Origin of the sequence: Oligella sp. HMSC05A10 (assembly GCF_001808335.1) — a bacterium.
GTDB lineage: Bacteria > Pseudomonadota > Gammaproteobacteria > Burkholderiales > Burkholderiaceae_B > Oligella > Oligella urethralis.
The window spans coordinates 1-26,527 of sequence record NZ_KV792846.1; the positions used below are offsets into that span (position 1 = coordinate 1).

At 46.6% G+C, this 26,527-nt stretch carries 21 protein-coding genes and 1 other RNA gene; 10 read left to right on the plus strand and 12 right to left on the minus strand.

Annotated elements, in window-relative coordinates:
* Nucleotides 1-43 precede the first annotated feature (43 nt).
* The 4 genes from folK to HMPREF3144_RS00815 all read right to left on the minus strand — a co-directional run bounded on the left by folK (nucleotide 44) and on the right by HMPREF3144_RS00815 (nucleotide 3,424).
* Complete coding sequence (gene folK / locus HMPREF3144_RS00800; protein ID WP_070475725.1) at nucleotides 44-538, minus strand: 2-amino-4-hydroxy-6-hydroxymethyldihydropteridine diphosphokinase; 495 nt, start codon at nucleotides 536-538, stop codon at nucleotides 44-46.
* A complete protein-coding gene (pcnB, locus tag HMPREF3144_RS00805; RefSeq protein ID WP_371441264.1) occupies nucleotides 531-1,907 on the minus strand; it encodes a polynucleotide adenylyltransferase PcnB in 1,377 nt (458 codons plus the stop codon). Before pcnB ends, folK begins: the two co-directional genes overlap by 8 nt.
* A gap of 144 nt (nucleotides 1,908-2,051) precedes the next feature.
* Nucleotides 2,052-2,729 carry an HAD family hydrolase gene (locus HMPREF3144_RS00810; protein WP_026156734.1) on the minus strand — a complete coding sequence of 226 codons (678 nt, stop codon included), beginning with the start codon at nucleotides 2,727-2,729 and terminating at the stop codon, nucleotides 2,052-2,054.
* Between the two features lie 2 nt (nucleotides 2,730-2,731).
* Nucleotides 2,732-3,424, minus strand: a complete 693-nt coding sequence (locus tag HMPREF3144_RS00815) for an HdaA/DnaA family protein (RefSeq protein ID WP_048767656.1) — start codon at nucleotides 3,422-3,424, stop codon at nucleotides 2,732-2,734.
* A 134-nt stretch (nucleotides 3,425-3,558) separates the two neighbouring features.
* On the opposite strand from HMPREF3144_RS00815, the gene purM reads away from it, so the two are divergent.
* A complete protein-coding gene (gene purM, locus HMPREF3144_RS00820) occupies nucleotides 3,559-4,608 on the plus strand; it encodes a phosphoribosylformylglycinamidine cyclo-ligase (RefSeq protein WP_018025630.1) in 1,050 nt (349 codons plus the stop codon).
* 21 nt (nucleotides 4,609-4,629) lie between these two features.
* Here purM and miaA read toward each other — a convergent pair whose 3' ends face one another.
* The 5 genes from miaA to HMPREF3144_RS00845 form a co-directional block, all read right to left on the minus strand.
* A complete protein-coding gene (gene miaA, locus HMPREF3144_RS00825; RefSeq protein WP_018025631.1) occupies nucleotides 4,630-5,565 on the minus strand; it encodes a tRNA (adenosine(37)-N6)-dimethylallyltransferase MiaA in 936 nt (311 codons plus the stop codon).
* A 7-nt stretch (nucleotides 5,566-5,572) separates the two neighbouring features.
* Nucleotides 5,573-7,465 (minus strand): DNA mismatch repair endonuclease MutL, encoded by a 1,893-nt coding sequence (gene mutL / locus HMPREF3144_RS00830; protein ID WP_026156735.1) that lies wholly within the window; start codon nucleotides 7,463-7,465, stop codon nucleotides 5,573-5,575.
* A gap of 72 nt (nucleotides 7,466-7,537) precedes the next feature.
* Nucleotides 7,538-8,866, minus strand: coding sequence for an N-acetylmuramoyl-L-alanine amidase (locus HMPREF3144_RS00835; protein ID WP_036560736.1), 1,329 nt, complete (start codon nucleotides 8,864-8,866; stop codon nucleotides 7,538-7,540).
* On the minus strand, nucleotides 8,830-9,357 hold the full coding sequence (tsaE, locus tag HMPREF3144_RS00840) for a tRNA (adenosine(37)-N6)-threonylcarbamoyltransferase complex ATPase subunit type 1 TsaE (RefSeq protein WP_070475731.1): 528 nt from the start codon (nucleotides 9,355-9,357) through the stop codon (nucleotides 8,830-8,832). The genes HMPREF3144_RS00835 and tsaE overlap by 37 nt, the downstream gene beginning before the upstream one ends.
* A 71-nt stretch (nucleotides 9,358-9,428) precedes the next feature.
* On the minus strand, nucleotides 9,429-10,301 hold the full coding sequence (locus HMPREF3144_RS00845; RefSeq protein ID WP_048767654.1) for an AEC family transporter: 873 nt from the start codon (nucleotides 10,299-10,301) through the stop codon (nucleotides 9,429-9,431).
* A 156-nt stretch (nucleotides 10,302-10,457) separates the two neighbouring features.
* Between HMPREF3144_RS00845 and xerD the strand changes: the two genes are divergently transcribed.
* The 5 genes from xerD (at nucleotide 10,458) to ffs (ending at nucleotide 19,490) form a co-directional block, all read left to right on the plus strand.
* Complete coding sequence (gene xerD, locus HMPREF3144_RS00850; RefSeq protein ID WP_070475734.1) at nucleotides 10,458-11,351, plus strand: site-specific tyrosine recombinase XerD; 894 nt, start codon at nucleotides 10,458-10,460, stop codon at nucleotides 11,349-11,351.
* 137 nt (nucleotides 11,352-11,488) lie between these two features.
* Nucleotides 11,489-13,117, plus strand: a complete 1,629-nt coding sequence (locus HMPREF3144_RS00855; protein ID WP_070470834.1) for an acyl-CoA synthetase — start codon at nucleotides 11,489-11,491, stop codon at nucleotides 13,115-13,117.
* 123 nt (nucleotides 13,118-13,240) lie between these two features.
* Nucleotides 13,241-15,928, plus strand: a complete 2,688-nt coding sequence (locus HMPREF3144_RS00860; RefSeq protein ID WP_070475737.1) for a PD-(D/E)XK nuclease family protein — start codon at nucleotides 13,241-13,243, stop codon at nucleotides 15,926-15,928.
* Nucleotides 15,918-19,373 carry a UvrD-helicase domain-containing protein gene (locus HMPREF3144_RS00865; RefSeq protein WP_246823820.1) on the plus strand — a complete coding sequence of 1,152 codons (3,456 nt, stop codon included), beginning with the start codon at nucleotides 15,918-15,920 and terminating at the stop codon, nucleotides 19,371-19,373. The genes HMPREF3144_RS00860 and HMPREF3144_RS00865 overlap by 11 nt, the downstream gene beginning before the upstream one ends.
* Nucleotides 19,374-19,392: 19 nt before the next feature.
* Nucleotides 19,393-19,490, plus strand: an RNA gene (ffs, locus tag HMPREF3144_RS00870) — signal recognition particle sRNA small type.
* A 188-nt stretch (nucleotides 19,491-19,678) separates the two neighbouring features.
* Here ffs and HMPREF3144_RS00875 read toward each other — a convergent pair.
* Nucleotides 19,679-19,963: a type II toxin-antitoxin system RelE family toxin gene (locus tag HMPREF3144_RS00875; protein ID WP_018025640.1), complete on the minus strand. Its 285-nt coding sequence runs from the start codon at nucleotides 19,961-19,963 to the stop codon at nucleotides 19,679-19,681.
* Entirely contained in the window at nucleotides 19,953-20,204 is a 252-nt protein-coding gene (locus tag HMPREF3144_RS00880) for a type II toxin-antitoxin system Phd/YefM family antitoxin (protein ID WP_018025641.1), read from the minus strand. The genes HMPREF3144_RS00875 and HMPREF3144_RS00880 overlap by 11 nt, the downstream gene beginning before the upstream one ends.
* Nucleotides 20,205-21,195: 991 nt before the next feature.
* Here HMPREF3144_RS00880 and HMPREF3144_RS00890 point away from each other — a divergent pair.
* The 4 genes from HMPREF3144_RS00890 to recR all read left to right on the plus strand — a co-directional run bounded on the left by HMPREF3144_RS00890 (nucleotide 21,196) and on the right by recR (nucleotide 25,196).
* Entirely contained in the window at nucleotides 21,196-21,996 is an 801-nt protein-coding gene (locus HMPREF3144_RS00890; RefSeq protein ID WP_070470958.1) for a Fic family protein, read from the plus strand.
* Nucleotides 21,997-22,151: 155 nt separating this feature from the next.
* Nucleotides 22,152-24,167, plus strand: a complete 2,016-nt coding sequence (gene dnaX, locus HMPREF3144_RS00895; RefSeq protein WP_070475746.1) for a DNA polymerase III subunit gamma/tau — start codon at nucleotides 22,152-22,154, stop codon at nucleotides 24,165-24,167.
* Nucleotides 24,168-24,216: 49 nt separating this feature from the next.
* Nucleotides 24,217-24,543 (plus strand): YbaB/EbfC family nucleoid-associated protein, encoded by a 327-nt coding sequence (locus HMPREF3144_RS00900; protein WP_026156738.1) that lies wholly within the window; start codon nucleotides 24,217-24,219, stop codon nucleotides 24,541-24,543.
* A gap of 32 nt (nucleotides 24,544-24,575) precedes the next feature.
* Nucleotides 24,576-25,196 carry a recombination mediator RecR gene (recR, locus tag HMPREF3144_RS00905; RefSeq protein WP_070475749.1) on the plus strand — a complete coding sequence of 207 codons (621 nt, stop codon included), beginning with the start codon at nucleotides 24,576-24,578 and terminating at the stop codon, nucleotides 25,194-25,196.
* A 197-nt stretch (nucleotides 25,197-25,393) separates the two neighbouring features.
* On the opposite strand, the gene tal is transcribed toward recR, so the two are convergent.
* Nucleotides 25,394-26,356, minus strand: coding sequence for a transaldolase (tal, locus tag HMPREF3144_RS00910; RefSeq protein WP_070475752.1), 963 nt, complete (start codon nucleotides 26,354-26,356; stop codon nucleotides 25,394-25,396).
* Nucleotides 26,357-26,527 lie beyond the last annotated feature (171 nt).

The following is a 26,527-nucleotide window of genomic DNA, read 5'->3' on the forward strand; positions in this document are numbered from 1 at the left end:
AGGGATGAGGTGCAAACCTCACCCTACTCGATTTTCATACCTCTTAGAGTTTATGAATAATTTGCCCCGAAGCCAATGCTGCTTTGAGTAGCTCTGAGGCACTTCCCTGAGCCAGCTGCATATCGCCAGCAATTTCAATTAATGGCATCAAAACAAAGCTGCGCAAATGCAGGCGGGGGTGAGGTACGCTTAATTCCGCACTATCGGAGCTAAAGTCTTGGTAGAGCAAGATATCCAGATCCAAGGTGCGCGGCGCATTTCTATAGGCACGTTCGCGGCCATAGGCATTTTCAATGGCTTGTAAGCGATGTAAAAGTGGCAAGGGTTGCAGGCTCGTCACAATCTCTACCACCGCATTAATATAGTCCGGACCGTCCGCATCCAAGGGCGGGCTACGGTAGAGTGAGGAGCGCTTAAGTAGCTTAATACCAGGGCTTGCAGCAATGCTGTCGATAGCGGCTTCAAGCGTTGTATCCGGAGAATTAAGATTGGCACCTAAGGCAATATAGGCCTGATGCATGACTGCTGCATCACTCATGAGCACCACTCCCTTTGGTCGTGTTGCTTGATGTAGGTTCTGCCTGAGCCGCCATAGCTTTGCGTTTGCGATTGGCATAATTGCGCTTGCGCGGACGCCGTCTACGCTTGCTTTTGACTGCCTCGCCATCCATGCCGGTGGTGGCGCGCTGTTGACGTGACGGCTGAGGCAATTGAGTGAGCATGGCGCTACGCTCATCGCTATCAGCATCAGCTAAATCCATCCACCATTGAGCAAGTACACTATCAAACTCACCGGCCGCCGCACGAATCTGTAAGAAATCAACAGCCGCACGGAAACGTGGCTGTTCAAACATGCGATAAATAGCACGTAATGAGCGCTTTTCAAAGCGTGGTTGCATAAACCAAATCTCCCGCATATCACTGCTTTGACGGCGTTGGAGTGAGAGATGACGGGCAAATTTTTCTAATACTTCATGCGCTGCTTGAACCAAGGCGGGCACGACCGGCTCTTTGTGTTCATCTTGATAATAGCGCCAGCGTTCACTGACCAAGGGCCAAAGGGCGGCAGCATATAGGAAACTTGGACTTACCGTCTTACTGCTGCGGATACGATAATCTGTTCTTTCTAAAGCAATTTGTAGAAACTTGTTATGTTCAAGTTGTTGTTGCAATAAATTAATTAAAGGTAAAATGCCATCGCTCAGTCCATGTGCTGCAATTAACTGCAGGCAGAGATTGCTATTGCCGCAACAAAGCAGCTTTAATGATTCATCGGCCAGACGGGACTCGGGTACATTAAGCAGTAACTTGGCCATGGATTTGATCGGTGCAGCGGTACTCGCTTCTAAGCTGCCGTTGAGCTTGGCTTGAAAGCGCAAAGCCCGCAGTAAACGCACCGGATCCTCGCGATAGCGTGCCTCCGCATCACCGATAATGCGTACCAGACGGTGACGAATATCATGTAGACCATGATGATAGTCAATTAGCGTTTTAGCAATCGGATCGTAATACAGGGCATTGATGGTAAAGTCACGCCGTTCAGCATCCTGAGCCTGATTGCCGTAGACGTTATCACTGAGCACACGACCGAATTCATCCGTATGCTGTTTTTGCGTCGATGCTGCTCTATAGGTTGAAACCTCAATAATTTCACGACCAAATAGGCAATGCACTAATCTAAAACGACGTCCAATGATTAGGGCTCGACGAAATAAGGGTTTAACCTGCTCTGGGGTCGCATTTGTCGCTACATCAAAATCTTTGGGTTGTAGGCCTAAAATCAAATCGCGTACTGCGCCACCTACGATATAGGCTTCAAAACCGGCATCCTGTAGTACTTGACAGACCTTAATCGCATTGCGCGAAATCAGGTGATTTTGTATTTGATGCTCAGCCGCATCATACATAATGGCTTGAGGCTGATTGCTTGAGCCTCGATGCTTTTTATTAGCACGGCCCTTAGTCGCTTGTTCGTGTTGAGGGACCTTAAACAGCTTTTTTAAAAAAGTATTGATGGAGAGTTTATGTTCTGTGCCCATAAGCTATGCTGATTATTTAAATAAATCGATAATTGCCCAGTTGTTTTTTTGCGCAAGCTCACGTAGGGCAGGGCTAGGGTTAGTGGCAACCGGGTGGGTGGCTCTTTGTAATAAGGGCAAGTCATTCATCGAATCACTATAAAAATAGATGCTTTCAAAGGCATCTAAGCTGCTACCTAAGCCATTGAGCCATTGTTCAACCCGGGTGATTTTACCCTCTTGATAAGAGGCAACGCCAACAAATTGACCGGTGTAGCGACCATTAATATACTCGGGTGAAGTGCCGATAATATGCTCAAAACCAAAGGCGCGGCCAACCGGTTGGATGACAAAGGTATTAGTCGCTGAGACGAGGCAGCATAAAGCGCCCTCACGTAAATGGCGATCCACTAAGTCAAAGGCTTGTTCGGTGATCGCTGGACGTACAACCTCAGCCATAAAGCGCTCATGATATTTGCTTAAATCAAAGGGTGTATGCATCGCCAAAAAGCTTAAAACAAAGGCGGCCGACTCCTCAATGGTTAATTGACCGGCATCATACTTATCCATGATTTCCTGATTTCTGCGTGCCACCTCGGCTGGGTCGCCAGCTAGCTGATTGCGACTAAGCCATTCGATCCATTCATAATCGGTATCAATCGGAAGAAGGGTGTGATCTAAATCGAAGAGGGCGAGTGTTTTTGTTGTGATACTCATAAGTGATGATTAATTTCAGCTTCTTGAATAAAGTTTTTAATTAAGTTTAGGGTGACTTGGCGGCGCTTAGCAATAGAGTATAGGTCTAAAGCATCCAGCCAAGCGAATAATGAGCGGATATTACGCTCCGTGTTTTTTAACAGCCAATCAGTGGCTTCTGAATTGATTTTTAAATCTTTTTCATAGGCTCGCTGCTGAATCGCTAGCACAATATCCTCGTCTTTGAGCGAGTGTAGCCTATAGGCTAAGCCCCAACCGAGGCGATTACGTAGATCCTCACGAATCGGCATATTAAGTGGCGCTTGATCGCCAGCGCTGATGAGACTAATGGCATCTGCCTGATTTTTATGACGATGCGTATAATTAATCAAGTCAAACAACGTCATTTGCTGTGCTTCATTGAGATCCTGTACATCATCAACTGCCACAATCTGAGCTTGGTTTTCAAGGCAGGCGTTTAAGTCCGTCGGAAAATCCGCCGCCGCAAAATAAACCGCAGCTGCACGCTCCGCAGCCAGCGCTTTAAGGAGGTGGCTTTTACCGCTACCAGGCTCACCGAAGAGATACAGCATGGAGCCGGGCGCACAATCCATGAGCCGGCTGAGCGCTTCCCAGTTTTCACCCGGCACAAAATTATCAAAACTAAAATCTTGGCTTGGTAATAAAGCCAATGGCAGTTGCTCAATCATTCAAAATCATTGTTATCACTCAGGCACAGCTGATTGATAATTTATCGTAAAATAGGATAATCTACGTGTTGCGCAGCGGACTGCACTAACATCTAGCAATAATCATTATTCTTACATATTTGGGTATATTTCTCATGACAAATAAGCAAAACTCCCCTTTAAGTTACCGCGATGCCGGTGTGGATATTGATGCCGGTGAGGCTTTAGTTGATCGTATTAAGCCTTTGGCAGCAAAAACCATGCGCGAAGGGGTTTTGACCGGTCTGGGCGGTTTTGGTGCTTTATTCGAGGTGCCTAAGCGTTATCAGGAGCCAGTGTTGGTTGCTGGGACCGATGGGGTAGGTACCAAGTTGCGCTTGGCCTTTGATTGGGATAAGCATGACACGGTTGGTATTGATTTAGTGGCAATGAGTGTTAATGATATTTTAGTTCAAGGGGCGGAGCCTTTATTCTTCTTGGATTATTTTGCTTGTGGGGTATTGGCAGTCGATAAAGCTGCCGCCGTGGTAGGTGGTGTAGCTAAAGGCTGTGAGCTCGCTGGCTGCGCCTTAATTGGTGGTGAAACCGCAGAAATGCCCGGCATGTATCCCGAGGGTGAATATGATTTAGCGGGTTTTGCGGTCGGTGCGGTTGAAAAGTCTAAGGTGATTAACGGCGCCTCAATTAAAGCTGGTGATGTGGTATTAGCCTTAGCCTCAAGTGGCGCTCACTCTAATGGTTACTCCTTAATCCGCAAAATCATTGAACGCGCCGGCATTAAACCTGAGGATCCGTTTGAGGACGCTACCTTTGCTGATGCCATCATGGCACCGACCCGCATTTATGTTAAGCCGGTACTAGCCGCTATTGAGCAGCATGGTGAGGCGATTAAGGGCTTAGTGCATATTACCGGTGGTGGTTTATTGGAAAATATCCCGCGGGTTGTGCCTGAGGGCTTAGCTGCCCATCTACACAAGGGTGAATGGCAGTTGCCACCGTTATTCTCTTGGTTGCAGGAGCAGGGTAATGTGGATACCCAAGAAATGTACCGTGTCTTTAACTGCGGTCTGGGTATGGTGATAGTCGTAGCTGCTGAAGCTGCCGATGCGGTCAAGGCGCAGTTAAGCGAAGCGGGTGAGACCGTCTACCACGTGGGTGAGATTGTGCCCCAAGGCGACGGTCCGCGAGTATTGATTAAGGAGTAGTTGCTCGCACTATCGCACTATTTAATCAATTAATGCCAGTTGACGCACCGTGCGCAAGACCTGTGCTGGCACATTCTCAGAAAAGCAGTCAATTTGAATTCGTTCAGGTTGACTGCGCAACCAAGTAATTTGGCGCTTTGCCAATTGTCTGGTGGCAGCAATGCCACGCTCTACCGCCTCTTCATAGCTGCAGTTACCGGCCAAATAGTCCCATAATTGGCGGTAACCGACGCAGCGGATTGAGGGTAAATCGGGATGCAGGTCTGGACGCTGATAAAGGCTTTGTACTTCATCTAAAAAGCCCATAGCCAGCATCTGCTTAAAGCGCTTTTCAATTTGTTGATGCAAACGGCTGCGCTCACGTGGTTCCAGGCTGATAGTCACAAAATCATAATCATGCGATGGCGCTTTTTGCGTAGCAATTAAGGCCGACATCGTGCTACCGCTGATACGGTAAATCTCTAAGGCACGCGCAATGCGTTGACTATCATTGGGCGACAAACGTGCTGCCGTTGTTGGATCCACTGAGGCAAGCTGTTGATGCATGGCAGGCCAACCGATGCGCTTTGCCTCTGCCTCAATCTCAGCCCGTAGTGTGGCATCGGCTTTGGGTAAATCATGCAAACCTTCACGTAGGGCTTTGTAATACATCATGGTGCCACCTTCAATTACGGGTAGACTACCACGTGCTTGAATCGCTGGAATGAGCGCTAGCGTATCACTCACAAAGTCCGCCGCACTATAACTTGCGAGTGGATCGCGAATGTCTAATAAATGATGTGGTACTTGCGCCTGCTCTGCGGCACTGGCTTTTGCAGTACCAATATCCAAGCCTTTATAAATGGTGGCCGAGTCCATGGCAATAATTTCAATGGGTCTTAACTTGGCTAAGGCTAAAACCGCAGCGGACTTACCGGCAGCGGTGGGACCGCATATACAGAGAATTTGTTTTTTCATGTTGCAACTACTCGCCGCGCATAAATAGTTTATCCAAATCACCCATCGACCATTGGAACCAAGTAGGGCGACCGTGATTACAATTATCCGCCTTATCCGTGGCTTCCATGGCGCGTAGTAGTGCATTCATCTCGTTGATCGTCAGTATACGGCGTGCTCTAATGGCACCGTGACACGCCATGGTAGCAAGGATTTCATTACGCTGTAGGGCTAAACGCTCACTGCTGCCAATATCAGCGATATCCTTTAAAACACCCAGTACCATACTTTCAATATCACCGCGCGACAATAGGGCTGGCACCCCTCGCACACTAATACTTTTAGGTCCGCTAGGGCTGAGATGTAAGCCTAAGTCCATTAGCAGATCAGGTTTCGACTCGACAATAGCAACGTCTTTTTCGCTGCAAGAAAGTAGGTAGGGCACTAAAAACTCTTGCACCACAATATCTTGTTGGTTATGAAGTTGTTTTAATTGCTCATAAAGCACTCGCTCATGGGCAGCGTGCATATCTACCAATACAAGGCCGGAGCGGTTCTGCGCCAAAATATAAATACCATGCAATTGACCAATTGCCATGCCCAAAGGAAAATCATCGTTCGCATCCTGCGTTTCTGCTGGCTGCGGGCTCACTGTAGGTGTTGTTGTAGCTGTCGTGTGGCTTGTTGCTGTGCTACTTGTGGTAAGCGGCGCATAGGTAGTACGCCAATCACCTGCAGCTGTCAAATTTAAGGCGTTTTGACGGTAATCATTGCCAGGCTGCTGCGGATATGCATTGCTAGAAATTGCCGCTTCAGGGTAGTTGCTTGTATCCGCATTGTAGCTAGTAGGCTGTGGGGTAGTTGATAAGGCGATATCGTCACCGCTACGAGCCAAGCTACTCATCACGGCATTGGCATCGCTACGGTTTTGTCCGCCCGTATTAGAAAGTGCGGCTCCCAAGGCCTGAATAAATAAGCGATAAACGGCACTTGCCTCTCTAAAACGCACTTCACTTTTAGCGGGATGCACATTCACATCGACCAGTTCAGGGGCAATCTCAAGAAACAACACATAGGCAGCCTGACGCTCACCATGTAAAACATCACTATAGGCTTGACGAATGGCATGGCTAATGGCGCGGTCACGTATAAAACGACCATTCACAAAAAGATACTGCTTATCAGCCCGCGGACGGGCGGCGGTGGGGTGAATGATGAGTCCATGTAAACGGGCCAAGCCATGATCCAGCTGCACTTCCAGACCATGCTCCATAAACTCATTGCCCATCACATCACGTACACGTTGAAAAGCATCCGTGGCTTGCCATTGCTTATAGGGCTTTTGATTATGAAACACTCTCAGCGTTAATTGTGGATTGGCCATCGCCAAACGCTCCAAGGTATCGACAGCATGAGCGAATTCCGTGGCTTCAGTTTTTAAAAACTTGCGTCGAGCGGGGATATGCTCAAAGAGTTGTCGCACATCCACCGTGGTGCCGATACCACCGGCGGCCGGGCTGATTTCTTTAGAAGTGCCGCAAATGCTAAAGGCATGATCTTGCGACGCCGTGCGTGAACTAATCGTCATCCGACTAACCGAGGCGATGGAGGCTAAAGCCTCACCCCTAAAGCCCATGGAGGCGACTGACTCTAACTCCTCTAAGCTGCGTATTTTACTGGTGGCATGCTGTGTCAAGGCTAAAGGCAACTCATGTTGCGGTATGCCACTACCATTATCAATCACGCAAATACGGCGTATCCCCCCACCCTCTAAACGCACCTCAATTTCTGTGCTGCCCGCATCAATGGCATTTTCCAATAGCTCTTTTAGCACCGAAGCAGGGCGCTCAATCACTTCGCCTGCAGCAATTTGATTAATTAATTGCTCAGGCAGGGGGCGAATTTCTTTTCTTTGACTCATGCCGTACATATTAAAAAACCGCTCGATTTTTATCAAGCGGTTTTAACAATCATCAAATTGTTAAGCTAGTCATTAGCCCAGTCTAGCTAAGGGAGGATTGGTTGCAAGATAGGCTTGAACGCCACCTAAAATCCCCTTAGCGATGGCCCGTTGATTACTAGATGAGCGGAGGAATTGCTCCTCTTTGGGATTAGAAATAAAGGCCGTTTCAACCAGAATCGAAGGGATATCTGGTGAACGTAACACCGCAAAGCCTGCTTGCTCAACGCGACGACTGTGAACCCCGTTAATTTTACCTAAGGAGCTTAACACGCGATGACCGATTTTTAAGGAGTCCTGAATCTGTTGTGAGGTCGACATATCCAGTAATACACTGGCAGTACTGCGATCATGTGCGCCGAAATCTACACCGCCAATCATATCGGCATTATTTTCTTTGTTGGCCAGCCATTTGGCAGCGGCGCTACTGGCGCCCTTGGTCGACAGTGTAAAGACCGTGGTACCACGAGCGCTTGGATTACTAAAGGCATCCGCATGCACCGAAATAAAAATATCAGCTTTAACCCGTCTTGCTTTTTGTACTCGTACTTGTAAAGGTACAAAGAAGTCTGCATCACGTGTCATATAGGCACGCATATTCGGCTGCGCATTAATCTGATCACGCAAATACTTGGAAATTGCCAGTACCACATCTTTTTCGCGCGTGCCACGTGGACCGATGGCGCCAGGATCCTCACCGCCATGGCCAGGATCAATCGCAATTAGCACAGGACGTGAGCCGCGATTGCGACTGCCGCTTGTGGGAGGGGCTGCCGGTGCTTTAGGAGCTACCTGACCTTGTACGGTTGGTGCACTGGTGGTAGGGCGGCTGCTGCCTAACTGATCAATGACACTCGCTAAGGGATCATCGCCGGGGCTATCTAATAAAGCCATCAGTGGGTCATGTGCAACTTTAGGGTAAAGATCAAGAACTAAGCGGTACTGATAATTACCGATAGGCTTTAAGGTAAATACTTGCGGCGCAATCTGTTGCTTGAGATCCATCACTAAACGCACCACATCGGCACGATTTTGCGCCACCCGAATGGAACGGATGTAGGGATCATTTGGTTTAATTTGGGAAACTAAGGAGTTAAGTGCTTGGTTTAGGCTAATGCCTTGTAAGTCCACTACTAAACGATTTGGATTGTCGAGCATAAAATGCTCAGCGTTAAGCGGTGCACTTAGCTCTAACGTCACTCGAGTGTATTCATCTGCCGGCCAGGTACGTACTGCTAACACTTGAGCGGCAGCAGCCTGGGCCCACTTGGGCATCACACTTAGGGTCAACACGCTACCCGCAAAGCCTAAGGCACGGCGCCGCGCTATACCTCTGTCTGTGAGTTTAAATTGTTTAGCCATTGCTTCCCTTTGTCTGTAACTGCCGATAACACGGCTTCACGCCCCGCCTCTTGATAAGTTAAGTAAAGCCTTAAATCAGGAGGAGGGAGCTGCTCATTTGCTTTTTCTGACCACTCGACTAAGACGACCGCCCGCTCCAGGAGTTGCTCCTCAAATCCGGCCTCTTGCCATTCGTCAGAATCATTAAACCTATAAAAATCAAAGTGATATAAGTATAAGCTAGAAACATTATAGCTTTCAAGTAGGGTGTAGGTAGGGCTTTTTATTCTGCCCTTTACACCAAGAGCGCGTAAAAATGCGCGGGCAAAGGTGGTTTTACCAGCGCCTAGATCCCCGTGTAAATAAATCCGTGCACCGCTAAAATCGCTCAGGTCGAGCTCGTAACCCTCTGATAAATTAGGAAAAATTGATTTGGCTAGATTACTTGCCAAGGCGCAACTCGCCGCTTCATCTGCTAGAAAAAGGCGATAATTACTTAATGCTTGCTTCATGTGAATTCTTGATATGGGTGCTAATTATTTGTTAAATAAATTAAATTTTGACTTAATTCAGTGCTTTTATTTTAAAAATAATTTGTAATCGTTTGTAAGAAGTCACTTTTTACAATGAAGTAGAGCCAAATAGGTAGAGTCAGCAAACAGCTTAGGGTCTGAACCGAGATAATATTGGCCACCAGCCGTGCATCGCCACCCATCCGCACAGCTAGCACATAGGCGGCGGGCGCTGTTGGAATGGCGGCAAAAATCATAAACATCTGTGTTTGTAGTGTGCTAAAGCCGACTACAATGGCGATTAATAAGGCAAACAGCGGCATCATCACGAGCCGGGTGATCGTCATCCAAGCCACGATCGGTGCATTGACCGTGCCTTCTCTCAACTTAAGTGCTGCCCCGACACAAATCAGCCCAAGCGGAATAGATGCTTGACCAAGTTTTAGGAGGGTATTATCAAGTACCGCAGGTAGCTTAAAGCCGAGCAGGTTTAAACTCACCGCCAACACAGTTGTGATGACGAGGGGATTGCTGATAATGGATTTTAATACACCGCCCCCACTTTCGGCTGCTAAAGCACGCACTGCCATGACATTGACTAAGGGGACGGTAAAGCCGATAAATACCGCCATGATCGCTAGGCCATCGGTGCCACCGACGCCAGGTCCAATAGAGAGCGCTAAATAGGTACTGAAACGATAAACGCATTGTTGGGTGGAATTGAGCGCACGCTGATCGACGGTGAGAAATAGTCGGCTACCGAGCGCTAGCAATAAACCAGCAAGGGCTAGTAAGACACAGGCGAGCAGCGAAGCGCCGGCGGTACTGATACTAAGTGGGCTAGCGAGTACCGAGCGAAAGAGCAAGGCCGGAAACATCAGAAAATAGACCATCTTTTCTGTATTGGCAAAAAACTCACGGGCAAAATTGAGCTTATTGAGCATGAACCACCCTAGTGCCACTAGGATAATATCAGGTAGAAGTAGGTATAAAATGCTCATAATACGTTATATATTCATAATGCGTTATATATAATTAAGCGATGGTTTAAAGCATCGTTTAGTATAGCTGAAATTATCAGCGTTTAAATCGGAATTAAAATGCAGGAAAATGAACTCTCCGCTTTTTTAGACAGCTTGTGGTTAGAGGACGGTTTAGCTAAAAACACCTTAGCTGCCTATCGTCAGGATATGCATGCCTTTATCGAGTTTTTGCAACGTGAGCGCCCAGCTGTGAGTGTATTTACGGTGAAGGCTGAGGATATTCAGGCTTGGTTGGCGCAAATGCATGTAGAAACAAAGCCGAGCACAGCCAATCGACGTTTGGCGACTTTGCGTCGTTTCTATGCCTGGGCCATGCAACATCATCGTATGGAGGAGGATCCTTGTTTGCATATCAAAGCAGTCCGGCAGGCCGCACGCTTTCCTAAAAGTCTTAGTGAATCGCAGGTGGAGTTGCTGTTGGCCGCGCCTGATTTGAAAACGCCGGGTGGCTTGAGAGACCGTGCCATGCTAGAGACGCTGTATGCGACTGGACTGCGTGTGAGTGAGTTGATTGCACTTAGAGTTTTTCATTTGGCGTTGAGAGAGGGGTTTTTGCGCGTGGTCGAGGCAAAGGGCTCCAAAGAGCGGATCGTGCCCCTAGGTGAAGAGGCTTTGTACTGGTTGGAGCGCTATTTGTTGGAGGCCAGACCAGAACTCCTCAAGGGTCGTCTTGATGATGCGGTGTTTATTACCCGCTTGGGTAGTGCCATGAGTCGGCAGGCGTTTTGGCAATTAGTCAAAAAGTACGCTAAGCAACAGGATATACAGGTGCCGTTATCACCCCATGTGTTGCGACATGCTTTTGCCACACATTTACTGAATCATGGAGCGGATTTGCGCGTGGTGCAAATGCTCTTAGGGCATGCTGATATTTCTACCACGCAGATTTATACCCATGTGGCACGCGAGCGATTAAAAACCTTGCATCAAAAGCATCATCCCCGCGCATAAGTTTTAGGGAGCGACCTTAGGTAGAGCTATGACTTTAGTCTTAAGTGCTCAAATATGATTAGTCATTTAATTTAGATCAATGTCATAATTTTATTACTAATTAAAATACATAGGAATCAGTTTTTATATAAGGAGACATGATGGCTGATTTTGAGACAGGTCTGGGTAAAAATGAGGCTAACTATACACCCTTAACACCTATTGATTTTTTAGTGCGGGCACATGAGGTATTCGGTGATGATTTGGCGATTGTGCATGGCTCAATCCGTCAGAACTGGACTGAAACCTATCATCGCTGTCGCCAAATGGCTGCTGCCCTGAGACAAAACGGGGCCGATCGTGGTACCACGGTTGCTACGCTTTTACATAATACGCCGGCCATGGTTGAGGCTGGTTTTGGTGTGCCGATGTCAGGCGGCGTCTTATTAGCACTTAATGTGCGTTTAGAAACTGAGGGTCTGATCTACTGTTTACAACATGGTGAGGCCGAGTTCTTACTGGTCGATAGCGAGTTTGCGCCGCACATCCCTGAGATTAAAAAGGCTTTACCCGCACTTAAAATAATTCAGGTCAATGATGAATTAGGCCCTAAGGACGTGGAGCCCTTCAGTGACATTGAGTATGAAGGCTTTTTGCAATCCGCTGAGGATCTAGATAATTGGGTTTTACCTAAGGACGAATGGGATGCGATTGCTTTGAACTATACCTCTGGTACCACCGGTAACCCTAAGGGGGTGGTTTATCATCACCGTGGTGCCGCCTTAAATGCGATTGCGCAAAGTTTAGAGTTCGATATGCCAAAGCGTCCAGTGTATTTATGGACCTTGCCCTTATTTCATTGTAATGGTTGGTGTTTTGCTTGGACGATTGCTGCACGCGGTGGTGTTAACGTGTGTTTACGCAAATTCGATCCAAAGACCTGCTTTGATTTAATTCGCCAAGAGCGTGTAGGCTTCTACTGTGCTGCACCGGTGGTGCATGCGGCGCTAGCCAATGCGCCTGCGGAGATGAAGGCGGGGATCGACCATCCGGTGAGCGCCATGGTAGCAGGTGCTGCGCCTCCAGAGGCGGTATTAGCGCGGATGGAGCAGATGGGTTTTCATATGGTTCACGTCTATGGTTTGACTGAGGTTTATGGTCCTTCAGCGGTCTGTGCAGAAAAGCCTGAGTGGGATGAGTTATCGGTTGAAGATCGGGCGGCGCAAAAAGCGCGCCAGGGCGTACGTAATACCTTACAGGGTGCACTAACTGTGTTAGACCCGGAAACCATGGAGCCTGTGCCTGCTGACGGTAAGACGATCGGTGAATTAATGTTCCGTGGCAACATCGTGATGAAGGGCTATTTAAAGAATCCCGCTGAGACTGGGAAGTCCTTTGCTGGCGGTTGGTTCCATACGGGTGACTTAGGCGTCTTACATCCTGACGGTTATGCGCAGATTAAGGACCGCAGTAAGGATATTATTATTTCTGGCGGTGAAAATATCTCCAGTATTGAGGTTGAGGATGTGCTCTATAAGCATCCAGCAGTGGCTAATGTAGCGGTGGTCGCACTTGCCGATGAAAAATGGGGTGAGGTCCCGGTTGCTTTTGTGGAGCTCAAAGACGACGCTCAGGTTAGCGAAGAGGAGCTTGACCAGTACTGTCGTGAGCGCTTGGCCGGCTTTAAGCGTCCTAAATACTATGTATTTGGTGAATTAGCAAAAACTGCCACTGGTAAGATTCAGAAATTTGAATTAAGAAAGCAGGCAGAAGCCTTATTTTCATAAGCTTCGCTTCGCTGAGTCAAGCACAAAAGCGCTTACAATCTTTGTAGGCGCTTTTGTGTATTTAGGGCGTTAAGATCCTGCGTTAGAATGCTTTATCGAAGAATTTTTTAGGCAAATAACAATATGCTAGATGGTTTGATACGTATATCACAGCAAGAACTGCTTGATTTAGAAGCCTCTGAGACTATGGTGGTGACGGTCAATAACCGCATGGCCATTCATCTAAAGCGGCTCTTAATTAGTGCAAAGCGTGAAACTGCACAGGTTTTTGAATTGCCACGCATACAGCCTTGGTCGGTTTTTACCGAGTCACTCACAGAGCGTGTCGCCTTTGCGGTGGCTGCGGTGCCTGCCGCCAAGCAGCTCAGTCGTTTTGCCGCCTTACTGTATTGGGAAGCGGTGCTAGAAGAGCAGCAATTAAGCACCCTAAATCTTAGTAAACTAGCCCGGGTCTTGGCCGAGGCCCATACCCTAGAAACAGATTGGGCGATTCGCGTAGAGGATGCCGAGCTAACACCCGAATACCGTGAGTATCAAAGCATTAAACAGCATTATTTAGCACTTTTACAACAGCGTGATGCCATTGATGGCCCATTACGGGATCAATGGTTATTACAGCAATTACAAGAGGGCAATGCTGCCAGTGCTTTGTTGTCGGGAAAAGCAATTGTGCTCTTAGGCTTTAGAGAGTTGTCGCCAACGCAATCAGCCTTATTAGCAGCCTGCCAAGCCTTGGGGGCGAGTCTTTATCGCTTGCATGATGATAATCAACTAGCAGCGCAGCTTAGCGTGTACCAAGCACATAGTCGGCGCGAGGAGTTGGAAGCCGCAGTAGATTGGGCTAAGGCTCAATTAGCCGCGCATCCTACTGGTCGTTTTGCCATTATCGATCCCTTATTACAAAGCGAGAATAGTACCGTACGTCGCTATTTGCATGAGCGTCTTCAGGCTTCCGGACTACAAACTGATTTGCTCTATAACGTAGCCATTGGGCGCCCTTTAAGTGATTGGACGATTGTACGTTCAGCCTTGGCTTGTTTACGTCTGTTTATTACCTTAGAAAGTAGTGGCCGCATCGCGACTCAAGCGCTGGGTGAAGCTTTACTATTAGCGCAGGAGGCTTTACTCTCAGCCTGGTCAGATGAGATTCATGCCATTGATTTAAAGTTGCGTGAAGCCAATAAAATCAGCTATAAAAAAGCTGAAGTGCAACAATTCTTTTATGAGATTTCGGATGAGTTTGTTGACTTAACAAAGCGAGCGTTTGCGCTTTTTGGCACGGTTAGTTCCCTCAAATTTAATCAGCACTTAGCGATATTTAAAGCATTTTTCGAGCTCTTTAACTTTCCCGGTATCGCTAAGTTGAGTTCGGTGCAGTATCAAGTATGTCAGGCCTTTGATGAGACCTTGAAAAATGCGGCTGCTTTATCACCGCTGCTAGACACGATGTCTATACCTGAGGCCTTACATTTATTTGAGCGCTTATGTAGTCAACAAATTTTCCAACCTCAGCGAGCTGCCACAGCACGCTTAGATGTGTTGGGTATGTTGGAGGCCGAGGGCGCCAAGTGGGATGCTGTGTGGATATTAAGTTTGCAAGATGATGTTTTACCCACGGTCCCTAAACCCAATCCCTTGATTCCTAAAACTGCACTACAGCGAGTAGCTGCACCACGTTCAGATCAGCAACGGGAGTTTGAATGGGCTCAAGCCATGTTAGAGCAGCTATTAAGCACGGCGCCGCAGATTCATATTAGTTGGCATGCCTTTAGTGGCGAAATGCCGACCAAGGTCTCCCCCTTATTAGCCCAATACCTACCCGAGGATCAATGGCTTACCATCGAGGGGCAATGCACTGTGGACGCTGTGAGCGATAAGCTGGTAGCGGCGGAGCTTGAATTTTTGCAGGATAATTACGGGCCGCCGGTGGCGGGGTTATTATCTGGCGGCACAAGGCTAATTGATTTACAGGCCAAGAACCCGCTTTGGGCCTTTGCAGTCTATCGATTGCATATGCGTGAGTTTCATTCCTATCCTCGCTATGAGCTTGATCGCATGCAAAGGGGGAGCTTTATGCATGCGGCCCTAGAGCTATTTTGGCAAGGGGTGCGTGATCAACATAGCTTACAGGCAATGGATGAGAATGCGCTTAAAGCCAAAATCTCAGAGGTGGTGGATGTTTGTGCAAAGGAGGAGCTGCTATTTGACTCCAATGCCTTACTGAACTTAGAAAAAGAGTATGCCAAAAATCAGTTATTTCACTTTTTAAGCTTGGAGCAAAAGCGCGAGTTAAGCTTTAGCGTGCAGGAGCTTGAGAAAAAGGTGCAGCTACCTTTAGCCTCCATACAGTTACGGGTGACGGTTGACCGAATAGATTATTTAGAAAATAACAGCTATTTGTACCTAGACTATAAAACCGGTAGTTTGCCAAATTATAAAAAGCATTGGTATCGAGAGCGCCCCATCGATTTACAGCTGCCCTTATACGCCGCCTATGGTGAGCATGCGATAAGTGATATTGGTGGGGTAGGTTTTGCCAGTTTAAAACCCGGCAAGATGGGTTTTGGCGGTATTGGTCTAGTGAATTGGTCGCTCGAAGAAAGCAGCAAAGGGGTAGAGCAAAAAACAGCCGCCGCTTTTGAGGAGTTATTAAGGGTGTGGAAAACTAAGTTACATAGCTTGGCCGAGGAGATTTCCAATGGCTTCGCGGCTAATCGTTATGAAGATAAAAAAGATATGGACTATTGTGAGGTATTACCCTTTTTAAGATTGTCGCAAAGCGTTGAGGAAGAGGAGAGTGATGATGAGTAAAAAGCCTTCTGATCTGGCCCAACGCCAGCGTGCTTTGCAAGCAGATAGCTCCTTTTTAGTACAGGCCCCGGCTGGTTCCGGTAAGACCGAGTTAGTCACCGATCGCATTTTGGCCCTGCTTGCCATTGTGGAACAGCCTGAACAAGTGTTAGCCATTACCTTTACCCGTAAGGCTGCCGGTGAAATGCGCAATCGTGTGTTAGAAAAGCTGCGCGCCGGTTTGGAGCCGCAGCCTGTGGAAGAGCATAAAGTAAACAGTTGGCAATTAGCTCGACAGGTCTTAGCACGCAATGAGCAAAAAGACTGGCATTTATTAGAGTATCCAAGTCGCTTACGCATCATGACCTTTGACTCCTTGAGCTCAGGTTTGGTGCGGACCATGCCTTGGTCTTCACAGACCGGGGGTAGCTTGGAGATTTCCGATTCTTTGTATCGTCAATACCGGCAGGCCGCCTTGTTGACGCTGAGTCAAATTGACCAGTCAGTTGAGTTGCAGGCAGTCTTAAGTCATCTTAATGTGGATCTAGCGCATTTGGAAGGTGCTTTGGTAGAAATGCTGCAGATCCGTGATCAATGGCAGGATGTCTTGAGCGATCCTCAAGCAAGTATCATCGCCATGGTGCAAAGCATGGAATTATTGGTGACACGTGCGATACAACGGGTAAAGGATGCATTACCCTTAGGTTTTGAGACGGAATATATACCGCTATTAGCGGCTTGGGCTCAACATTGGCCACCCTTGGCGTCTCTCAAAGCGGTTGATAGTCAAGCGCTAACTGTTAGTGCCGATGATGTGGAGCGTTGGCAGGCGCTAGCAGAGTCGCTATTGACCACGGGAAATAGCATTCGGAAGCAATTGACCATCAAACATGGGGTTGCGCCTAAAGCACCGTTTAAGGCCTCGCTGGTGGATTATTTAAAGCATACTGACTTTAGTCCAGAGCTGATAGACGCTTTGGTCACAGTTAAATCCTTGCCGACGCATCTATTAAATAATGATCAGCTAGTTATTTATCAGCAGCTTGCGAAGGTGCTGAGCATTGCCTTGGAGCAGTTGCATCAAGTGTATATTGCCGACGGGGCGGTGGATTTTACCGAGGTGGCACTGAGTGCTTTAAATGGTTTAGGTAGTGCGGATGAACCAGCGGATTTACTATTGGCATTGGATGCCCGAATTCAGCATTTATTGGTGGATGAATTTCAGGATACCAGTCAGTTGCAAATTGATTTATTGGCACTTTTGACCTCCGGTTGGCAACCGCAAGACGGTCGTACGGTATTTTTGGTGGGCGATCCCATGCAGTCGATTTACCGCTTCCGTAAGGCCGAGGTCGGTCTTTTTATTAAAGTTGCGAGTGAAAAAAGACTGAATCATGTGCCGCTGGAAGTGTTGAATTTGAGAGAAAATTTCCGCTCTGTTGAAGGGATAGTCGATTGGAACAACAAGATTTATCAAGAGAGCTTTCCTGCCGAATATAACGAGGAATTCGGCGCTGTCCCTTATGAACATTCGGTATCTTTTCATGGCCCAGGCGCATTAGAAGCGGTCACGCATTATCCCTTTTATTACGCCACTAAAGAGATTAAAGGGGTTGACTCCAGAGCCGAAGCGATTGAGGCGGCTGAGCAAAAAGTGGTAGAGCTAGTGAGTGCAGCCTTGGCACGACATGCAAGGGCTGAAAAACCCATTGCTATTTTGGTGAAAAATCGTAAGGCCTTGGGGCGTTTAAATGAGCGTTTATTGCAAGCCAATATTCCCGTACGTGCAGTGGATATGTTCCCTCTGAGTGAACAGCCTTACGTGATGGATTTAATGCAAATTATTCGCGCCTTAACTTATCGCTACGACCGTGTGGCGTGGTTGTCATTATTTCGTTCACCGCTTTGTGGTTTAAGCTTAAACAGCTTGCACTGCCTCTTTGGCAGCAAGGAAGAGCTTAATGTGATCAAGCAAATCCGTCATGCCTTGGCGGATGCGTCGATGCCTGCCCGTTTGGGGGCGGAGCAGTTTGCGCGCTTTAAGCATGTGAGTGAAGTGATGTTAAATCAAAATACCGAGCAGCAGGGCTTAAGCTTTGCGATACGGGTCAATATGATTTGGCAGCAATTGGGTGGCCATTTGCTTTATGCAAAGCCCTCCGAAAGGGCAGATATTGAATCGGTCTTCACCCTCTTAGATCAATTAGCACCCTATGGTAGCCCAGATCTTGAGGTATTGGAGCAGCATATGGCGGAGTTGTACGCCGAGAGCGTGGTGGCTGGTGCCGCAGTAGAAATTATGACCATTCATAAGGCCAAGGGTTTGCAGTTTGAGGAGGTGATCTTGTATGGATTGCATGCTCAATCGCGTGGTAGTCAGGAGCGGCTGTTGCGTCTTGAACCTTATGAATATGAAGTAGAGGGGCAAAGCAAACCTGGCTTGTTAATTGCGACGGTGCCATCAAGGCAGCATGGTGCGGCTGAAGATGTGATGAGTAAGTTATTAAAAAGTCGTGAAGATTATCGTGAATCCTTAGAGCAAGCGCGTTTACTCTATGTGGCGACCACACGGCCTTGCCAAGCCCTGCATCTGTTTTATTTAATGCCTCTCAATGAAAAAAATGGTGAATTAGAAGTTAAGTCGCCGAGTAAAAACCAGTTTTATCATCATATTAAGCAGGCCCTACCATTCAATATTGAGGAGATTAAAGCGACCCTAAAAGATTATTTAGCTGCACAAGCGGCCGAGCAAAATGAGACGGCAGGGGCATTGATTGGCACAGCTAAATTATCACAGCAGACGGCATCCAGCGAGCCAATTGAGGTGGCTGATTTTGTGCGTTTTAGTGAGCAGACAATTTCGCAATTGGCGCAGCATTATGCACCGCATCGACAACTAGGTGAGCAATTAGCCCATGCGGCAAGCACTCAGTCAGGTACTTGGCAGTTTATCAGTGATCAGGAGGCGATCTTAGGTACGGTGGCGCATGCCTGGTTACAAATGATGGCCTTGGATCGAGTACAAAGGTGGGATGAGCAGCGTCTACAACAGGGTGCATCGCTGATGCGTTATCAGTTACTGAGCGCAGGCTATAGCGAAGCAGGGATTGAGCAAGCGCTCGTCAGGTTACAACAGCTATTATTGAAAACGTTGAATCATGAGGAGCTGAAAGCCATTTTTGCTAATCCGCAAGTGCAATTCGAATGGCCTTTATATGATGTGAATGGCAAATTGCTGGTGATGGATTTGGTGGTTCCGCACGATAACTATTGGCAAGTCATTGATTACAAGAGCTCACAACGTCGCCCGGATGAAAGCCTGGAGGCGTTTAAAGCGCGTATGTGTCGCGAATACCGTCCGCAGCTGCAAAGTTACTGCAATTATTTGCAGGCGATTGATGGCAAAGCAGCTAAAGCTTCCTTATTCTTAATTGAAGAGGGGGTATTGCTAGAAGTGATTGGTTAAACTTGTTATAATTGACAGCGGTGGGTCCCTTCGCATAGGTCCATGGTCAACCTGGTCAGGTCCGGAAGGAAGCAGCCACAGCCATTCAGACTTAGTGCCGAAGTCAGGCTCACCGCCCTTATTAGGATAAGCAAAAATCCTATCTATCCTAACAAAATCAATCGCTTAGCCAGCCAGCAGTAATAAGTAATAAATTTTTATAATTCCCGACAAAGAAATTACTCAATTATTACTCATGGCTAGCATCACTAAAGCCAAAAAAGCTTATCGAGTACGCCCTCTGTTAAATCGACTATTTGCTCAAGCTAAATACGTTTAATTGCTGTGTTATAAACTTCGTTGCGTTCTCGTTTACCAATAGCTACTACCGAAACCACTAACTCCTTATCTCTAACCTCATAGACTAGCCTGTATCCAGTGCTTTGCAATTTAATTTTATAGCAATTTTTCATTCCAGTTAATCTTGCTGACGGTATGTGAGGGTTTTTCAAACACTCAGTTAGTTTCTTTTTAAATTGTCGCTTTATTGTAAGATCAAGCTTTCTCCATTCTTTTTCAGCTTCGGCTTTAAAAAATAACCTATAAGTCATCAAGCGAAACCTCTACTTCTGGTGAGTTTTGTCGTTGTCTCACAATGTCAGCTAGCTCCATATCCTCAAGTTTATCCATTAAAGCCTCATAGGCATCCGCAGGAACACAGTAAAAAACAGGCTGATTACGATTTAATACAACGACTGGAAATCCTTCTGCTTGTTTCATTACAGCCATCGGATTCTTTTTTAATTCACTAATACTAGTTGAATTGTTAGCATAAATTTGACGGATTGACATTAAAATCTCCTTAATACACAAAAGACCATTTAATAGCTCTAATTATGACTCTTTTAAAGTTAAAAATCAAATGCTTAAAAATTAAGTTTTGTCTTTATTGCGGTTTAGTTTTTTAGGAAGAAAGTGGCAACTTTCTTTCCTTAAATATACTAAGCCTTGATGCAATAAAAAAATGAGAACTCAAGTTGTTTTAATCAAGAAAGCAGGGGGGTGACATGTAGTAAGAGCCGCTTTTGATAGGATATGAATATTGAATAAAGTCAGGGGTTTGACGATGAAACCGTCTGACCTTTTAGAGCAAAATCGCGCTAGATTATTGGACATCTTTTCTAAGTATCCAAAATAGATAAAGCGAGTGTTTTTTTCTGTTTTACTCATTGGGACACCCCAAAACGCCTTTATTTTATATTAAGTAATTGATTTAAAAGGAAATAGATGGGTGTCCCGAGAAAAAGTGACGAAGACAGGAGACTTTGCCTGTTTTGCTGCCTCATAGACTTGCGTGCACTTCGCTAAGATCTCTCGGTCTTGCGTCTATAGACGTGCTTCTGTGATGTCGGCAAAGGGCTTCTTAGGGTAGTGAGGCATGTCCATACCCTCCATATAGCCCGGGCTTTTTTTGATAAGGTCAATAAGGCGGCTGTTTCAGCCAAGGCCTTCTCCTTAGGTCGTAGTTCGCATTCCCAATTGCTGTGTTTTACGGCGCTCTGTTCATGGCTCAAGTCTGCCATACGTTGATGATGAGAAGGCAATGATTTCCGGATGAGTTCTTCTTTAAACTCAAGACGATGAACTGCCATTATAAGATCCTAACCGCCGCCCTAAATGGGTTAAAAGTAAAAATTAAATGATCGGACAACTCGTGTGACATAGGGGACAAAGAACGTCATCGCTTGGAAGAATTAAAGGAAATGCACAAATTACCACAATTTATGAAAGGAACGTTTCTGATAGAATTAGAGCATTGATTAAAAAATAATCAAAGAGCGACATGAACAACCAAACTTTATTTAACGCATTAGGTTTTAAATGGGATCGTTCCAAAATTCCTTCAATTATTCCTATATACACTGTAGAGGCAGCTTGTTTTCGTTTTATGAGAAATTTGCCCGAATTTATTTGGAGCGCTGGGGTCTTAGAGGGTAATCCATTCACTTTCAATGAGGTTAAAACCTTATTGGAGGGCATCACTGTTGGTGGTCATAGAATTGATGACCAAGAGCAGATTCTTAACTTAAATGCTAGTACTCGTCACCTTATAAGCTTAGTTCGCTCAGGTGAGTTTGAGTTATCTAAACAAAACTTTGATAGCATTCATAAGTTAGTCGCTAGAAACGAGGTGTTGGAGTGGGGGAATTTTCGAGGTGAGGGTGAGGAAAAGAACTATACGCCCTATGTGGCGTTAGGAGAGTTAGGGCAATACAATCCTATCCCAACAGAAGATAACGCAGCTACCTTAAATAAAGTGTTTGATGAGGGCTTAGAGAAACTAAAAACACTGCCAGTTTTTGAAAGAGCCACGGCCTTTTTCCTTTTTGGGGCATTGCAACAGTTTTATTTTGATGGTAATAAGCGTTCATCTCGATTAATGATGTGTGGTGAATTATTAGCTAATGGTATAGCAGGCATTAGTATTCCTGCACAAAAAAAGGAAGAGTTTAACGAAAAAATGCAAGACTTTTATATCAATAAAGACGCTACGCTAATGATGGATTTTTTAGTCCGCTGTCATCCTGATGTAGAACTGATAAGAAAACTAAACGAAGCTGAGCAAGATATAGAGCGCCCATGAGATAACTCGCTATTTAAGCTAAGAAGTTATTTGCTATAATGAATCCACTTAATTACTCATAGTATTTCTAATCATATTTTGTTAGCCTTTGATGTAAAGGGTTTTTACAGGCCGAAGTCAGGCTCACCGTTTATTTTTCATTATCCACGTGTTCTATGAATTATTTAGCTCTTGCCCGTAAGTGGCGTCCTCGTTCATTTTCGGAGTTAGTCGGTCAGGATCATGTGGTTCGCGCATTGTCAAATGCGCTGCAAACGCAACGAATTCATCACGCCTGGTTATTTACAGGTACGCGCGGTGTTGGTAAAACCACCTTGGCACGCATTCTTGCCAAATCACTGAATTGTGAAACTGGTATTACTGCCAATCCCTGCGGTCAGTGTTCAACTTGCTTGGAAATTGATCAGGGACGCTTTGTTGATTATATTGAAGTCGATGCGGCCTCAAGACGCGGTGTAGATGAGATTACGCCGCTGTTAGAGCAAGCCATTTATGCACCCTCACGTGGTCGTTTTAAGATCTACACCATTGACGAGGTGCATATGTTGACCACACACGCCTTTAACGCCATGTTAAAGACCTTGGAAGAGCCGCCTCCGCACCTGAAGTTTATTCTAGCGACCACCGATCCACAGAAAATCCCAGTGACGGTTTTATCTCGCTGTATTCAATACAACCTCAAGCAAATGTCCCCCGAAGCGGTGGTAGAGCATTTGCAGCATTTGCTCAATGAAGAGGGGGTGGACTACGAAAAAGCAGCCTTGCAATTAATTGCCCGAGGCGCTGCTGGTTCTATGCGTGATGCCTTATCACTTACTGATCAAGCCATTGCCTTTAGCGGCAACCATATCACTGTGCAAGCAATGCAGGATATGTTGGGCACCATTGATCAGAGCTATTTAGTGAATTTAATTCGTGCCTTATTGGCTGGTGATGCGAGCCAAGTGGTAGCGATCGCTGATGCCATTGCGGATCGTGGCTTTTCCTATGAGGGGGCCTTGGCTGACTTGGCGGCTTTGTTATCGCGTCTAGCGATGGAGCAGCGATTAGCCGGTACGATTGATAGGGATGATCCGCTTTATCCTGAATTGGCGCAAGTGGTACAAAGTGCGAATCACGATATATTACAGCTTTTTTATAGTATTACGGTACATGGTCGCAAGGAGTTAGCATTAGCGCCTGATGAGTATGCTGGCTTTGTGATGATTTGTCTGCGCATGTTGGCTTTGATTAATGCACCAGCGATTCAGTCAGAGCTACAACAAAGCACAGCGACAGCCACAGTAGCGCCTGTAACTGACTCGAACGACGGCGTTGAGGATAAAAAAAAACACCTTAAATTAGACGTCGCACCGGAGCCGAATGCGCAAGCGGCCCAACCTACCGTTTCTTCCCCGGCGACCGCAGTGGATACACAAGCCACTGCGCTTAGGTCGGCTGAGGAATCCTCATCAGCGCCCATGAATTCCTCACCTGAGGAGTTAGACCAAGCAAGGCAGAAGCCAAGTACCGAAGAATCCGACCCTATGCCACTGACCGAGGCCTTAACCCCAAGCAGCGGTAGCGATGTTGATGATGTGCTTGAAGCGTCGCAGCCTACCGGAGAACCTACGGCAAGTGCTGCAAGCTCTGACATGTCAGAGCACGACTGGATGAGTCTACAAAGCAGTGCCATGGTGGATTATGACGGGGATATTATTGATGAGCCCTTGAGCTCGGATATGGATTTTGATCCGACGTGGGTGCCTACAACCGCTACCGATGAGGATAAAATCACCTTATCTTCGCTTAATCAGGCGCGTTGGATTGAGTTGACTCGCCGCTTGGCGTTGCCGGGGTTGGCAGGTGAGCTATTGCTTAATAGTCAATGGTTGGCGACCAAGGACAATACCATTTATTTAAAAATATTCTTAAAAAATGTGGATAGCTTAGCAGTTAAATCAACTCTCACCACGGCCTTAACTGAGTATTTTGCTCGGGTGGTGAAATTACACTTTGAAAGCGGTGAGACGGGTGATGCCACTGCACGTGCACAACTGATTAGGGAGCAAGAAGAGCGTCAGTTGCAAGCTGAAGAGCGCGTTGCTAATGACCCTTATATTCAGAGTTTAAAGACAAGTTTTGGTGCAAACGTGGTTGAAGGCTCTGTACGCGTTTTATCAACAGACTAGATACGATACAATACGGTAAATTTTTTGATAAAAAGGAATTCTTCATATGATTATGAAAAATCAATTAGCCGGGCTGATGAAGCAGGCGCAGAAAATGCAGGAAGATGTGAAAAAAGCACAAGAGGCCTTGGCCAATATTGAGGTTGAGGGTGCAGCCGGCGGTGGTTTAGTAAAGGTTACAATGACTTGTCGTAATGATGTGCGCCGCGTTAGCATTGATCCATCTTTGCTGGAAGATGATAAAGACATGCTTGAGGATTTGACCGCTGCTGCCTTTAACGATGCTTTACGTAAGGCACAGGCGATGGCGGATGAGAAAATGGCTGCCGCAACAGCTGGTATGCCAATGCCTCCGGGTATGAAGTTTCCGTTCTAGTGATTCATTTTATCCATCGCTAAGATAAGTCATTGAATATCCCAGGATCTAAAGCCGAGCCTAAGTTTGATGAGCCCTTAGAGGAGTTGGTTGATAGTTTATGCCAGCTCCCGGGTATTGGTGAGCGTAGTGCGCGGCGTATGGCTTATTACTTGCTGCAACACGATCCGGAGAGTGGCTTAAGACTGTCACACGCATTGGAGCATGCGCTGACAGAGTTGCGCCATTGCCAATTATGTAACTCCTTTACAACGGGTGAAATCTGCGCAACCTGTAGCGATGAGTCGCGTGACGCTTCCGTGCTATGTGTCGTGGAAACGCCAGTTGATCAATTGATGATTGAGTCCACCCGCAGTTACCGTGGTTTGTACTATGTGTTGATGGGCAAATTGCAGCCCATTCAAGGTGTAGGGGCACTCAGTTTAAGTTTGCAACGCTTGATTGAGCGAGTCCAAGACACAACAATCAAAGAGGTGATTTTAGCGACCAATTACACCAGTGAGGGTGAAACCACGGCGCATTATTTGGAGCAGTTATTGCGCCCGCACCAGATTAAGGTAACGCGTATTGCGCGTGGAATCCCAGCTGGTAGTGAATTGGAATATGTGGACGCTGGCACCATCGCCTGGGCTTTAATGGAGCGTAAAGGCTAGTTGCAGTAGGCATTAAGCCTGATGACTGCGACAATTTATCAAGCACTGCGATGCGCAGTACAAAGCAAGTACGGCGCCACAGGGTGATGTGCGCCCAAACGCAGTGAGCGCATCACGTCATGCTAAACCGTGCGCTCATACCGCTCACACTTTAAACACTGCGTCGCTTTGGCCTAATGCCTCGCACCCCTAGTAAACTATACGCGCCGGCGCGCAGACTCAATCAGTTGGTCTAGCTTAATCGCATCGCTGACAAAGTTACGAATACCTTCAGCCAGTTTTTCTGTTGCCATGGCATCTTCATTGAGTAGGAAGCGGAAGCGCGCCTCATCCAATGCTATTTCTTCAATCGCCATGGCTTGGGCTTGATGTGCATCCAATGCCGGTGTCAGTGGTGTGTGCGTATTAGCGAGTTGTTGTAATAACTCGGGGCTGATGGTCAATAAATCACAACCGGCTAAGGCTTGAATTTGTCCGATGTTGCGGAAGCTAGCGCCCATAATCTCGGTTTTAATTGCGAATTTCTTATAGTAATTAAAGATGTTGGTCACGGATTTGACGCCAGGATCATGTGAGCCGGCTTGCGCCTCATCATCCCACGTGCTACCTGCCTGTTTTTTATACCAATCATAAATACGACCAACAAAGGGTGAAATCAGTTTGACGCCAGCATTGGCACAAGCCACGGCTTGTACCAAACTAAAGAGCAGGGTGAGATTGCAGTGAATACCTTCTTGTTCTAATTGCTTAGCGGCCTCAATCCCCTCCCAAGTCGAGGCGATTTTAATCAGTACGCGTTGCCTATCAATACCAGCCGCTTTATATAATTGGATTAGTCGGCGTGCACGAGCAACGGTAGCGGCAGTATCAAAGGATAAACGCGCATCCACCTCAGTAGAAACACGACCAGGGACGACCTCTAAAATTTTGCGACCAAAAAGTACCAATAAATGATCAAGAATCTCCTCAGTTGGTGCATCAGGGTGCTGTTGAATGACTTCATCAAGTAGGGGGCGATAGCGTTGATCCTGTGTCGCTTTAAGAATCAGGGATGGATTGGTGGTGGCATCGGTTGGTTGCAGCTGACGCATCGCCTCAAAATCACCGGTATCGGCCACAATGGTGGTGTATTTGGCTAAGCTATCTAGTTGATTCGTCATTTTAAAAACCCAAATAAAAAAGAATAAATTAAGTGCTAAAAGCGTCTACCTATAGGAAATTATATTAGTTTGATATGTAAATGCTGTTAAAGAGGGAGTAAGGCGTAAATTAATTTGATTAAAGTAAGCATTTGGAACTTTAATTAACTTTTTTTGACTAAGGATACAATA